This window comes from Janthinobacterium sp. TB1-E2 (assembly GCF_036885605.1).
Lineage (GTDB): Bacteria > Pseudomonadota > Gammaproteobacteria > Burkholderiales > Burkholderiaceae_D > Janthinobacterium > Janthinobacterium aestuarii.
Window position 1 is genome coordinate 4,054,013 of the sequence record NZ_CP142523.1, and the last position, 12,060, is coordinate 4,066,072.

Consider the following 12,060-nt stretch of genomic DNA (forward strand, 5'->3'; position numbering starts at 1 on the left):
AAGGAGTAATATTATTCCATAAAAGGAGTTCATCATGAATCTTGCCTACGCCTACCCCAAGAGCCGCTTCGAACCGGCCGTGCTCGTCGACCTGAATGCCAAAGCCGAACGCGAGCGATTGTCGCAGGCGGCCTTGAAAGGCTTTTTCAAACTGGCCGCCGCCTGGAAACTGCGCGACGACGATGCGCGCGAATTGCTGGGCGGCCTTTCCAGCAGCGCCTATTACGAGTGGAAAAAACATCCGGACCGCGTGCTGGAAGTGGACCGCATCACGCGCATTTCCTACTTGCTGGGCATTTATAAAGCCCTGCACATCCTGTATGGCGACAAGCTGGCCGACGAATGGGTCAGCTTGCCCAACAAGAATCCCGTGTTTGGCGGCCGCACGCCCCTGTCGCAGATGCTGGCCGGCGGCTTGCTGGCCATGCAGACGGTGCGCAAGCTGCTCGACGCGCGCCGCGGAGGACTGTAATCGTGCCTGCAGCCCCGAATACCCACCTGCCGCCGCTGGCCGCGCTGCGCCAGATCGACACTTGCCGGTTGATTCCATCGCGCTTCGCCGACATGGAAGACTCCGTGCTGGCGCCCCTGGCCGAGGATGACGATCACCTGCGCGAGCTGTTCGAACTCGATAACGCGACGAACGCCCGCCTGGTGGCCGAGTATGGCGGCGCGCCAGGAATTGGCGTGGACGAACTGGTTTTTGGCGTGCCGCACTTTCGCATCATCAACGCCGCGTACACCTATGCCCGGCCGGAAGGAGCGCGCTTCAACGATGGCGAACGGGGCGCTTGGTATTGCGCCTTCGACATGAAAACGGCGCTGGCCGAGATCATTTTCCACAAGACCGTGGAATACCAGGAAATCGACTATTTCGCCGACAGCGTCAGCTACCAGTCGCTGCTGGCCGATTTCTCCGCCAGCTTCCACGACTTGCGCGGCCAGGAGCGCTATGCGGCCTGTCTCGACCCGGCCAGCTACATCGCTTCGCAAGACCTGGCCGCCATCCTGCTCGAGGCCGGTTCCATGGGCATCATCTTCCCCAGCACGCGGCTGGCGGGCGGCACCAACCTGGCCTGCTTCCGCCCTGCTCTGGTCGGCAATGTTCGCAAAGGCACCGCCTATCGGTTAACATGGCGGGGTACGCCGATACCGCACGTGGAAGCCCTCCCAGGCAAATAAACCGCGCGCATCGGCACCCGACTCACCGCAACCTGATCTCACATGCAAACCAATCCTGAAAAAGACACCGAACTGCGCCTCAAAGTCAACAGCGAAACGGCCCGCCTGGCCTGGAGCGAACTGGAAAAGCACTTCGCCCAAGGCAACGTTGTCTGGGTCGCCAACGAGCTGGACCTGGTCGAAGTCGCCGTGCGCATCTCGCACGACGACAAGGCCACCATCACGCAATGGATGGCCGATGGCAAGGTAGCCAAAGTCTCCGACCAGCAGGCGCTGGACTGGCAGGCGGCCGACGCGGCGCTATGGGCCGTCGTCGTCAGCCCGTTTATTCTGGTGCAGCAGGAAAAGCCGACGAAACACTGACGCTGACAGGCTGCGCCAGAAACAAGGAAAATATGCGACCAACTAAATTCAGTACTTAATTTGATCATCCGGAGCTATCATCGGCCTGCCAACTTATGGAGGGAAGTATGAATTTTCTAAACATTCAGCCAATTAGTTACTTGAAGACCAACACCAGCGACGTGGTCAAACAGGTACTGGAGACTCATGACCCGGTAGCCATCACGGTAAATGGCAGAGTTCAGGCAGTTGTGCTAGACCCCGTTAGCTATCAAAAGACCCAAGATCAGCTTGCCATGCTCCGCATCCTTGCTCTCGGCCGCAAGCAGATTGAGCAAGGTAAAGTCATCGGTCATGATGACGTTGTGGCCCTTCTGGAAGCTGAAGACGACGACAACTGATTACGCAAATGAAAATCATTTGGACTCAATACGCCCTGAACGATTTACAGGACATTCGCTCCTATCTGAAGCAGAGCGAATCCCTTGCTTTTGCCAGGAAGGTGACGCAAGAGATTCTGGCTGAAGTCAGTTCTCTCAAAGATTGGAACATTAAAGATAGCTTTGTTCCTGAACTTGAAGACCTTCACTTGACGACTCACCGCCAACTGTTGGCCGGCCAGAATCGTATCATCATCGAGTACGGACATAACGATATCGTCCATGTTCATATGATTGCCCATACCAGCCGTGACCTGGAAGCATTGATTCGCCATCGTCTGCTCAATTCGTAGCCGGCAAGTCCTGCCAGGCACACGGCTGTATTGGATTTGACAATGCGCAGCAAGCGCATTGTCAGGCCATCATCAATGCCCTCCCCCCAAATACGCCGCGATCACCTTCGGATCGGTTTTCAGGCTTTCCGCCGGGCCGTGCACGGAAATGCTGCCGTTTTCCAGCACATAGCCGTAATCGGCCACGTTCAGGGCGGCGGCGGCGAATTGCTCGACCAGCAGCATGGTCACGCCTTCGGCCTTTAAGCGCGTGATGATGCGGAAGACTTCTTCCACCAGAATCGGCGCCAGGCCCATCGACGGCTCGTCCAGCAGGATCACTTCCGGGTTCAGCATCACGGCGCGGGCCATGGCCAGCATCTGCTGCTCGCCGCCCGACAAGGTGCCGGCCAACTGGTCGCGCCGCTCCTTCAGGCGGGGGAACAGCTCCAGTGCCTTGTCCAGGTCGCGCTTGATATCGCCTTTCGGGCGCGCCCGTGTAAAGCGGGGAAAGGCGCCCAGCAGCAGGTTGTCCGTCACCGACATCGAAGCGAACACCCTCCGGCCTTCCGGCGAATGGGCCAGGCCCGCGCGCGCGATCTTGTGCGAATCGAGGCCCGTGACGTCCTTGCCGCCCAGGGTGACGGTGCCCGATTTCGGCTTCAGCATGCCGGAAATGGCGCGCATGGTGGTGGTCTTGCCAGCCCCGTTCGAGCCGATCAGCGTCACCAGCTTGCCCTTCGGGACGTCGAGCGAAATGCCGTGCAGGACTTCGACTTTGCCGTAGGCGGCGTGCAGATTACTAATGGTCAGCATGGTCTTCCTCTCAGTGCGCCGCTGGCGCCAGGGTTTCGGCGCTGCCGCCCAGGTAGGCTTCGATCACTTTCGGGTCGCTCTGGACAAGCGCGGGTGCGCCTTCGGCGATCTTCTGGCCGAAGTCCAGCACCGTCACCACGTCCGACAGTGCCATCACCACGTCCATGTGGTGCTCGATCAGGATGATGGTGATGCCGTGCTCGCGGATCTTGCGGATGATGGCCATCAGCTCCTTGATGTCGGGCGCCGTCAAGCCGGCCGCCGGTTCATCGAGCAGAAGCAAACGCGGGTTGAGGCCCAGCGCGCGGCCGATTTCCAGCAGCCGCTGCTTGCCATACGGCAGATTGCGCGCCTCTTCGTTGGCCAGGTCGGCCAGGCCCACGAATTCGAGGATGCTGGCGGCCCGCTCGCGCGCGGCCGTCTCTTCGCGCTTGTAGCGCGGCGTATGCAGCATCACGTCCAGCACGTTCGACTTGAAGGTGTTGTGCAGGCCCACCAGCACGTTCTCGGTGGCCGTCATCTCGCCGAACAGCTGCACGTTCTGGAAGGTGCGCGCCACGCCGCCCAAGGCGATCTCGGATGGCGTGCGCCCGGAGATCACGGCGCCGGCAAATTCCACCTTGCCCGCCGTCGGCTTGTAGATCCCCGTGAGCACGTTCATCATCGTGCTCTTGCCCGAGCCGTTCGGCCCGATCAAGCCGTGCACGGAACCTTGCGTGACGTTCAGATCCACCTGGTTCAGCGCTTTCAGGCCGCCGAACTGCATCAGGGCCTGATCCACGCGCAGCAGGGTCGCGCCCTGCTGCCCGCCTTGTGCGTGGTCGAACGGCGCCACACCGTGGGAAGCGACGGCCTGCACATGGCGCCGGCCCTTGCCGATAAAGCTCATCAAGAAACCCACGATGCCGTCCTGCAGGTAGTACACGACGAACAGGGTCATCAAACCGAAGATGGTCAAACGCCAGTCGACCATGTTTTCCAGCTTGTAGGAAAACGCGGCCAGGCCGATGGTGGCCACCAGAGGCACGATCACGCCGCGCAAGGTGGAGCGCTTTTTCGCCAGCATGAAGGCGGAACCGATCACGCCCAGCACGGCGGCGCCGACGGCGATCTTGCGGAACAATTCGATGTCCGACAAGAGGCTGGGCAGCATGACGACGATCAGAGCGCCGATCAGCGCGCCCGAACGGGTCTTGCGTCCGCCCATGATGACGGCCAGCAGGAACAATATGGTCAGCTCGAAGTTGTAGGTATTGGGCGAAATATACTCTTCCGAATACGCATACAGGCTGCCGGCCAGGCCCGCGAAACCGGCGCTGATGACGAAGGCGTACACCTTGTAGCGGTACACGGACACGCCCATGCAGTCCGAGGCGATGGGGCTGTCGCGCAAGGCTTCGAACGCGCGGCCCAGGTTTGATTTCAAGATGCGGTGCACCACCACCAGCGAGATCACCAGCAGCGCGGCGACCATGTAGTAGTACTCCACTTCCGTCAGTTTGTGGCCGAACAGGACGGGCTTGTGGATCTTGATGCCCATCGGCCCTTCCGTCAGGAAGCTCATTTCATTGATCAGGATTTGCACGATGGTGCCAAAAGCCAGCGTCACCATGGCCAGGTAGGGGCCCGTCACGCGCAGGGCCGGCAAGGCCAGGATGGCGCCAAACACGGCCGCGCCCAGGATGCTGGCGGGGATGGCCAGCCAGAACGACACGCCCAGCTTGAACACCAGCACGCCCGTGACGTAGGAGCCGATGCCGAACAGGCCTGCGTGGCCCAGCGACACCTGCCCCGTGTAGCCGACGACGATATCGAGGCCGAACAGCAGGATGGCGTAGATCAGAATGGTCTCGGCCAGGTGGATGTAATACGGGTTCGGGATGACGATGGGGAACAGCGCGAGCGCGGCCAGTCCCGCCGCGCTCAGCGCCAGCATGGTGATTTTCTTGTTCATGTCGTCCTCAGACTTTCTTGATCGCGGCTTTGCCGAACAGGCCGGACGGCTTGACGGCCAGCACCAGCAGCAACAGCAGCAGGCCTGGCACTTCCTTGTAGCCGGTGGAGATGTAGTAGCCGGTGGTCGTTTCCGCGATGCCCAGGATCAGGCCGCCGACGATGGCACCCACGCCCGAGGTCAGGCCGCCGATGATGGCCACGGCAAACGCTTTCAAGCCCAGCGACGCGCCCATGGTGGCGCCCGTCAAGGTCAGCGGCGCCACCAGCACGCCCGCAAAGGCGGCCGTGGCCGACGACAGCGCGTAGGAAAACGTGATGACCATGCCCGTGTTGATGCCCATCAGGCCGGCCGCGTCGCGGTCGTTGGCTGTCGCCACGACGGCCTTGCCGTAGATCGATTTGCGGTTGAACACTTCGACGGCCAGCATAATGGCCAGCGCGCCGACGATGACGGCCACCTGCATCTGCTGCACGTTGGCGCCAAACACCTGGAACGGCGCGGCCGACAGCGGCGACGGGAACATCAGGTCGTCCTTGCCCCAGATGTTTTCCGCCACGTTCTTGAAAATGATGGCCAGCGCGATGGTCGACATGATCCAGCCGAATTCGGACTTGATCTTGATGGCGGGCCGCACGCCTATCCATTCGACGAACACGCCCTGCAAGGCGCCGAAGACGATGACGATGGGGATCATCAACAGATAGCTCATGTACGGGCCGCCGTGGATGGTGCCCACCAGGGAAAGGCCCACGAGCGCGCCCAGCATCAGGGATTCGCCCTGGCCGAAATTGAGGGTGCCGGAAGTGGCAAAGGTCAGCTGGTAGCCGAAGGCGATGACGGCATAGATCATGCCCAGCGCGATGCCGCTGAAGACGAGCTGCAGGAAGATTTCCATGGTATTCCCCGGAAGACGAACGATGAAAAAATGGCCAGTCCTGATTCCTCAAGGCTGGCCACTGCGCGGCGAATGTCTGCCAGGCTTATTTCGCGAGGACGACTTTGCCGTCCTTGACTTCACCGAAGACTGTCAGCTCGGCCGTGATCGCTTCATGGTTGGTCTTGCTGAACGGTTTGCTGTAGGTGGTGACGGCGCCTTCCACCTTCTCATTCAGGTTTTCCAGCGCGGCGCGCACTTTCGGGCCATCCGTGCCGCCTGCCTGCTTGAAGGCGGCTGCCAGCAGGTAGATGGAATCGTAGCCTTGCGCGGCCGAGACGGCCGATGGCATGCGTCCGCCCGATGGCTTGTAGGCGGCCACGTAGGCGTCGATGAAGGCCTTGCGTTTAGGCGTGCTGGCATCCTGGATGAAGGTTTGCGGCATGCGCGTGCCATTGCCGTTCTTGCCCGCGTTGTCGATGAAGTTACCCATGGCCAGGGTCCAGCTGCCGATCAGCGGCACTTTCCAGCCCAGTTTTTCCATGCCGTTGGCAATCTGCGCCAGTTCCGGGCCGATGCCGTAGGTCAGCACGACTTCCGCACCCGCCTGCTTGGCTTTCAGCAGCTGGGCCGTCATGTCGACGTCCTTGATGTTGTATTTTTCAACGACGACGGGCTTGATGCCCTTCTTGTCGAGCGCCTTTTCCAGGTCTTCGCGGCCCAGCTGGCCGTAGTTGGTGGAGTCGGCCAGGATCGCTACTTTCTTGAACTTGCGGTTCTCGATCGCCTCATGCACGATCATGCCGGACTGGATGGTGTCATTGGCCGCATTGCGGAAGACGTAGTTTTCCGGCTGGTCGGCGAATTGCTTGGTGACGATGGAACCCGTCGCCACATTGTTCATGACGGGAATTTTTGCTTCCTGATAGAAGCGCTGCGAGGCCAGGGCCACGCCCGTATTGATATAGCCGACGGTGGCGGCGACCTTTTCCTTGTTGATGAGCTCTTGGGCGATCTGCACGCCGCGTTCATTCTTCGCTTCGTCATCGCGCTCGATCAGCAGCAGCGAACGGCCCAGTACGCCACCCTTGGCATTGATTTCAGCGACGGCCAGCTTGACGCCGTCGCGCATCGACACGCCCATCGGCGCGGAACCGCCCGTGAACGGACCGGACACGCCGATCTTGATGGGGTCGGCTGCGACTGCCGCCTGCGAGAAACCCAAAACCAAACTTGCTACAAGCAATTTCTGTTTCAAATTCATTGTCATCTCCTCTGTTACAACGTTTTTAATGCCACTTATTTTTATTGTCGTACGCTGGATAACCGCCCCATCGATAAATCATTGTAGGTGAGTAAACATGCCCCAGCAACAACTACATATGACGCGTCGCAACATGCGAAAAAGACCAGATTGCGGGCCCGATGTCAGTCTTTTGTAAGGAAAATATGGCGCAAATTGGTGCACCTTGCGCCATCGGGCAACACTGCTGTGGCAAAACGCGACAGGAAAAAGGCGAGCTCGGCGATTCATCAGGACGCTGATCTGGCGCAATACTGGCACTGCCCAGCATGCTAACGTCGCCCTTGCCAGCGCGTACGCGCAGGTCCGATCAGCCACTCCCACCGCATGGAGGCGATATGCAGCGCCCGTCGAACTCGTCCATTTCTCCCCTGCTACTTGGCGCCATCGCCAGCCTGCTGCTGGGCGGCTGCGCCACCAACCTGGCGCCCGTGCGCACGTTTGCCGAACAGACGCAAAAGATGTCGGTCCAGTTCGAACCCATGCTGGCGGGCGGCGTCCACAGCTGCATGGACAAGGCCATGCGCAAACGCCTGATCCTGGCCGAGCGTTTCGATGCGCAAGCGAGCGAACAGGCGGCGCGCACCGATTGCGCCGCCATCGCGCAAGCCAGCACCTCGATCGCCAGCCTGAACGACCTCCTGCTGCGCTATGCTCACACCATGGCAGCGCTGGCCGATGACAAGCTGCCCGTCTACAAGGAAGAGATTGCCGGACTCGGCGATGCGCTGGGCGGCCTGGCGCAGCCAGGTGGCGGCGCGCCCCTGCTCGATGCGGGCAAGCTGTCGAAGGTCGTCAAATTGAGCGAGCACCTGAGCCGCCTGGCCACGCAGCGCCTGCAGAAATCGGCCTTGCGCGAATTGCTCGACGAGCAGGAGGCCGTCGACATCGTCAGCAATGCGCTCAAGGAGTATGCACAGCGCAGCTACCGCGCCGGTTTGCAGGATGAATTGCGCGACCTGGACCTGTTGCGCGGCGCCGTCGACAAGGCCGCGCCACGCGAACCGCTGGCCGCCAACTACATCCGCACTCGATTGCACCTGGAAGGCCGGCAATTGCAAGAAAGGGAAAAGATCGTCGCCGCATATGTCGCCGCCGTCGACGCGCTGCAAGCGAGCGTGGCCGCGCTGCGGGCCAATTTCGACCACCTGCAGGCACCCGAACTGGAACGGCAACTGGCGCAGTTTTCACGCGGCGTCGAAGCGCTGCAGCGGCAAGCGGCGTTCTATGCCCCCGCCCGCTGGTAAACGGCGCGCACACAGGAGTATCTCATGGCCCAACTGACCGAACTGACAAAAGACCAAAGCTACGCCATCGCCGACAGCCTGGCGCAGGCTTCGAGCCTGGTGCTGGAATTGCGCATCCGCGAACGGGAGGCTCTGGCGCCGGACGAGCGCGCACTGCTGGAACAATACGAAAATCACCTGGACCAGATGGTGTCCCTGTTTCGCGCGTATGGCATTTACCTGACGGCCGAAGGCGCGGAGCAGGCACGCGGCGATATCGAGGGCGCCATCGTCAAGGGCAAGCTGCAGCTCAAGCGCATCGCCGACATAAAGGCCGCCATCGGTGCGGCGGCCAAACTGGTCGACCTGGGCGCCGCCATTTTGTCGCGCGACCCGTTCGCTATCGGCGAGGCGGCGGCCAGCCTGCGGGTCAAGCCTAAAAAAGACGATCAGGCTTGACCCAGCCGGCAGACAAGCGGCTTACTCGATACTGAGCACGCCCTGGTCGGAACTCAGATGCGTGCCTGTCCCTTCCTGCGTTTCAACCAGGCTCCTGGCAAAGGCGCTACCCGCCGCTGCCGACGTCAACGCATAATGGACGCCCGGTTTCAGGCCCGTGGCCAGGATGGCGCCGGCGGCCAACGGCGAAGTCCAGTCCATGCGGGCAGCTGGCGCCACGTCGCGGTTGAACAGCACCTGCAGCTGACTGCCCAGCAACAGCGCCTCGGTGTTGGCCGCGGCCGCCAGGCGCCGCGTATCGGGCGGCTGCGCTGTGCCTGTGGAACCATCGTTGTTGGCGACAAACAGCGTGTGCAGGAAATATTCGGGGCCATTCACGGCGAGCGCGGTAGGCGATGTGACTTCCAGACGCCAGACACCCACATCCTCATTGGTGGTCTTTTGCTCGCTCTTTTGTGGTGGGTGGTTGAACCACAGGTCGCTGCCATCGGCCTGGCGACGGCGCACCATGAAGCGGCAATCGCCGCTGCTGGGCATCGACTGGTTCGCCGTGACCGGACTCATCTGCCTACACACGGTGCCATCATGATCAAGGCCACCAACTTTATGCACGACAGCATTTTCTGGCAGTACGGTTTGCACGATCAGCATGCCCTCGCCGTTGCGCACGGTGGCGATGCGCCGCTGTCCCGCGCTGTAGCCGAGCTTGTAGCGGCCATCCCCCAGATTGCTGGTACTGGCGGTATTGGCCGCCGGATCGTGCGCCGTATGCAGCAAGAACGTGGCCGGCAAGCCGCGTTTGCTGCGCACGCTATCGAAGATCACCGTCACCGGCTTGCTCCAGAATGCCGGCTGGCGCAGGAACAGCACTTGACGCACGAAACCATTGTTGCGATCCAGCCGCGTTGCCGAATAGGCTTTGCTGGCATTGCCACTGGTATAGGTATATTCCGGCGTATTTTCATAGCGCACGATGCCATCGAGGGCATTGACGCCACCGGGCTGTATCTCGTCTATCGTCGGATAGTTCTGTTGCAGCGCTTGCATCCACTGTCCGCCATCGCGGCTCAGGCCGCTCGTCCCCGTCATGAGACGCTCAGTCTGATCGTCCGCCGTATCGTAGACCGTGATCGTGTTGTGCGCCACGCTGCGTGTGTAGTAATTCCACCAGTGCACGCTTTCATAGCTATCGTACAAGCCCGTATCGAGCAGCAATGGCGCCTTGTAATACAGCGCAAAACTGTTCTGGTCGGCGTGCTGGTGATTCTGTGCCGCGAACGAGGAGGATTTGAAGTCCAGCAAAGTGGCATTCGCATACTCCCACGTGTCGCGCATCACTACCTGGCCCGACACGCGAAAATGGCGCGCCAAGGGCAAGCTTGCTATCGGCACGGCCGCCACTTCCGCTGGCCAGAACAAACGCTCCAGGATCTCGTCGTTCCAGTAAGTACGCTTGCCCACTTGCTCGCGGTAAAAAGACCAGGCCACGCCGTCATCGCCAGCACTGGCCACGCCACGCGACAATTGTCCGAGCAGTGGATTACCTACACGCAAATCATAATTGTCTCCGCTGGCAGGAAAAAGACTGTCGCTACGCAAACCGTAGATATACGGATAGAGCAGCTGCGCCTGCCAATCCGCCTGCAACAGCGGCGTACCATTTGAATTATCGAGCGCCGTACGCCACAGCAACAAGCGCTCGGGGATGCTCGACACGCCATAGGCAAAGCCCATCTGATGGCCGCCATCGGCCGAAATGGCGGCGCGCGCGGCCATGAAGCCCTTGTCGAAATGCGCATACGCCGTGTCAATCATCGGCACGACTTCGGGATACTCTTCCGCGATGGCCAGCAATCCCACCGCCATGTTTGTCACGGCACTGAAGGCGTGGCCACTGACATAGTATTGGGCTACTGAGGGTCCATCAGTGCGGTTCCAGTGTTCATATATGGGTTTCTGCTCGCAATCGAAGACTGTACTCGTGTCGCGCAAGTGCTGCTTGCTGCCACACATGGATGCCACGAGATGGTCGCCCACAACTGCCGTATTTTCAGCAGCAATCGTGTCCTTGATCCTCTGCGCCAATGCGGACCGGTAAGACCCGGTACCCAGTGCGGCAGGCACATTCTCACTGCCCATCAGATCAAACAGCCAGTCATAGACGAGGCCCATGGCGGCCACCCTGCCGCCCATCGACCATTCATTACCAGCGGGAAGCGGGCTCGCCAGCAACATGTCGACATACGTCAGCAGGCCCTGCTTGTATTTGTCCTGCTCCGTTAGCAGCCATGCCATGGACAGCAATTGCGCGCTTTCATAAATCGTTCCACGATGTCCGGTCGCCACCTTGCATGGTTTCGGGTAGTCGGACGACGTCGGTGCGATCGTGGCACAGCTGCGGATGTCCGCCAGGCGGATGTCGGCGGCATCACGGTAATCGGTCCAGGACTTTCTCAGACCGGTATCGAGCGATGCATGCTGCATCAATTCCTGTCCCTGGCCGTCGCGCAAGATGAAATTACTCATGACTTCATTGCGCCGCGCACCGACATCGAATATCTGTTCGTTCGCCGTCCAGTCGGTGAACGGAGCGTCGGCCTTGCCCCAAAATGCACGCACCGGGAGGCCATTAACCTTGATATCGATCGCATGCAGCTGGGCGTCCCACGCCACCCTGATCTCGGTCCACGCGTCCGCCTTAAGATGAACGACGGTCGACGACATCGTTGTCGTGGTCGACGGAGATGTCGGCTTGCCGATAAACATAATTTGCAGACTGATCGTCCCGGGCGTGTCCAGGTGATCCACATGACGGACGAGGATGGTGTTATTCGTGCCGCGGTACTGTCCAAAAATGGCTTGATCACCGCCATCCTGGCTATCCTTGTGCTTTGCCAGCAAACTGAATTGTATGCTGCCTTTAACTGCAGGAAATTTAGCGGATGGATAGTATGGCAATTGCCGTTTCAGTCCATCAATTCCCGCCTGCGTCAGGAACAACTTGGGATGCCCGGCTTTGAGCGGCGCCGGCAGTTGCGCCACGGCCGACGATGCCATCGCCACCAGCAGCAGGCCCAGGCCCGCATGCCGCCATTTCTTCGCCAGCGCCCTCCGACTCACGAGGGGGAAAGATTGCCTTGCCTTTGCCCGGAATGCCATGCGCTTCCTCTATTCAATATTATCAAAAAG

At 60.4% G+C, this 12,060-nt stretch carries 12 protein-coding genes; 7 read left to right on the plus strand and 5 right to left on the minus strand.

The genetic code is table 11. The features are described 5' to 3' along the window. Positions 1-34 precede the first annotated feature (34 nt). The 5 genes from OPV09_RS18200 to OPV09_RS18220 all read left to right on the plus strand — a co-directional run bounded on the left by OPV09_RS18200 (position 35) and on the right by OPV09_RS18220 (position 2,257). Positions 35-472 carry an MbcA/ParS/Xre antitoxin family protein gene (locus OPV09_RS18200; protein WP_034755432.1) on the plus strand — a complete coding sequence of 146 codons (438 nt, stop codon included), beginning with the start codon at positions 35-37 and terminating at the stop codon, positions 470-472. Between the two features lie 2 nt (positions 473-474). Then, a complete protein-coding gene (locus OPV09_RS18205; RefSeq protein ID WP_034755430.1) occupies positions 475-1,182 on the plus strand; it encodes an RES family NAD+ phosphorylase in 708 nt (235 codons plus the stop codon). A 42-nt stretch (positions 1,183-1,224) separates the two neighbouring features. Beyond that, positions 1,225-1,545: a DUF2288 domain-containing protein gene (locus OPV09_RS18210; RefSeq protein WP_070304968.1), complete on the plus strand. Its 321-nt coding sequence runs from the start codon at positions 1,225-1,227 to the stop codon at positions 1,543-1,545. A gap of 107 nt (positions 1,546-1,652) precedes the next feature. Continuing rightward, positions 1,653-1,925: a type II toxin-antitoxin system Phd/YefM family antitoxin gene (locus OPV09_RS18215; protein ID WP_034756273.1), complete on the plus strand. Its 273-nt coding sequence runs from the start codon at positions 1,653-1,655 to the stop codon at positions 1,923-1,925. A gap of 8 nt (positions 1,926-1,933) precedes the next feature. Then, positions 1,934-2,257, plus strand: coding sequence for a type II toxin-antitoxin system RelE/ParE family toxin (locus OPV09_RS18220; protein ID WP_338679019.1), 324 nt, complete (start codon positions 1,934-1,936; stop codon positions 2,255-2,257). Positions 2,258-2,329: 72 nt separating this feature from the next. Here the strand turns inward: OPV09_RS18220 and OPV09_RS18225 are convergent, their stop codons facing one another. From OPV09_RS18225 to OPV09_RS18240, 4 genes are all read right to left on the minus strand, one after another. Continuing rightward, positions 2,330-3,052 carry an ABC transporter ATP-binding protein gene (locus OPV09_RS18225; protein WP_046682988.1) on the minus strand — a complete coding sequence of 241 codons (723 nt, stop codon included), beginning with the start codon at positions 3,050-3,052 and terminating at the stop codon, positions 2,330-2,332. A 10-nt stretch (positions 3,053-3,062) separates the two neighbouring features. Further along, entirely contained in the window at positions 3,063-5,006 is a 1,944-nt protein-coding gene (locus OPV09_RS18230; RefSeq protein WP_034755420.1) for an ABC transporter permease subunit, read from the minus strand. Positions 5,007-5,013: 7 nt separating this feature from the next. Then, complete coding sequence (locus OPV09_RS18235) at positions 5,014-5,904, minus strand: branched-chain amino acid ABC transporter permease (RefSeq protein WP_010398938.1); 891 nt, start codon at positions 5,902-5,904, stop codon at positions 5,014-5,016. Positions 5,905-5,989: 85 nt separating this feature from the next. Next, positions 5,990-7,147 (minus strand): ABC transporter substrate-binding protein, encoded by a 1,158-nt coding sequence (locus OPV09_RS18240; RefSeq protein ID WP_072453321.1) that lies wholly within the window; start codon positions 7,145-7,147, stop codon positions 5,990-5,992. 377 nt (positions 7,148-7,524) lie between these two features. Between OPV09_RS18240 and OPV09_RS18245 the strand changes: the two genes are divergently transcribed. Continuing rightward, positions 7,525-8,433, plus strand: a complete 909-nt coding sequence (locus OPV09_RS18245; RefSeq protein WP_319991361.1) for a hypothetical protein — start codon at positions 7,525-7,527, stop codon at positions 8,431-8,433. 24 nt (positions 8,434-8,457) lie between these two features. Continuing rightward, the gene (locus OPV09_RS18250) at positions 8,458-8,871 is read left to right on the plus strand and encodes a hypothetical protein (RefSeq protein ID WP_338679020.1); all 414 of its coding nucleotides are present in this window, start codon (positions 8,458-8,460) and stop codon (positions 8,869-8,871) included. Positions 8,872-8,892: 21 nt separating this feature from the next. On the opposite strand, the gene OPV09_RS18255 is transcribed toward OPV09_RS18250, so the two are convergent. Next, a complete protein-coding gene (locus OPV09_RS18255; protein WP_338679021.1) occupies positions 8,893-12,030 on the minus strand; it encodes a heparinase II/III domain-containing protein in 3,138 nt (1,045 codons plus the stop codon). Between the last annotated feature and the right edge of the window lie 30 nt (positions 12,031-12,060).

Bases quoted from the DNA above. Each gene is read 5' to 3' on its own strand.
- OPV09_RS18200 (WP_034755432.1), top strand. From the start codon at position 35: ATGAATCTTGCCTACGCCTACCCCAAGAGCCGCTTCGAACCGGCCGTG.
- OPV09_RS18210 (WP_070304968.1), top strand. From the start codon at position 1,225: ATGCAAACCAATCCTGAAAAAGACACCGAACTGCGCCTCAAAGTCAAC.
- OPV09_RS18215 (WP_034756273.1), top strand. From the start codon at position 1,653: ATGAATTTTCTAAACATTCAGCCAATTAGTTACTTGAAGACCAACACC.
- OPV09_RS18220 (WP_338679019.1), top strand. From the start codon at position 1,934: ATGAAAATCATTTGGACTCAATACGCCCTGAACGATTTACAGGACATT.
- OPV09_RS18225 (WP_046682988.1), bottom strand. From the start codon at position 3,052: ATGCTGACCATTAGTAATCTGCACGCCGCCTACGGCAAAGTCGAAGTC.
- OPV09_RS18230 (WP_034755420.1), bottom strand. From the start codon at position 5,006: ATGAACAAGAAAATCACCATGCTGGCGCTGAGCGCGGCGGGACTGGCC.
- OPV09_RS18235 (WP_010398938.1), bottom strand. From the start codon at position 5,904: ATGGAAATCTTCCTGCAGCTCGTCTTCAGCGGCATCGCGCTGGGCATG.
- OPV09_RS18240 (WP_072453321.1), bottom strand. From the start codon at position 7,147: ATGAATTTGAAACAGAAATTGCTTGTAGCAAGTTTGGTTTTGGGTTTC.
- OPV09_RS18245 (WP_319991361.1), top strand. From the start codon at position 7,525: ATGCAGCGCCCGTCGAACTCGTCCATTTCTCCCCTGCTACTTGGCGCC.
- OPV09_RS18250 (WP_338679020.1), top strand. From the start codon at position 8,458: ATGGCCCAACTGACCGAACTGACAAAAGACCAAAGCTACGCCATCGCC.
- OPV09_RS18255 (WP_338679021.1), bottom strand. From the start codon at position 12,030: ATGGCATTCCGGGCAAAGGCAAGGCAATCTTTCCCCCTCGTGAGTCGG.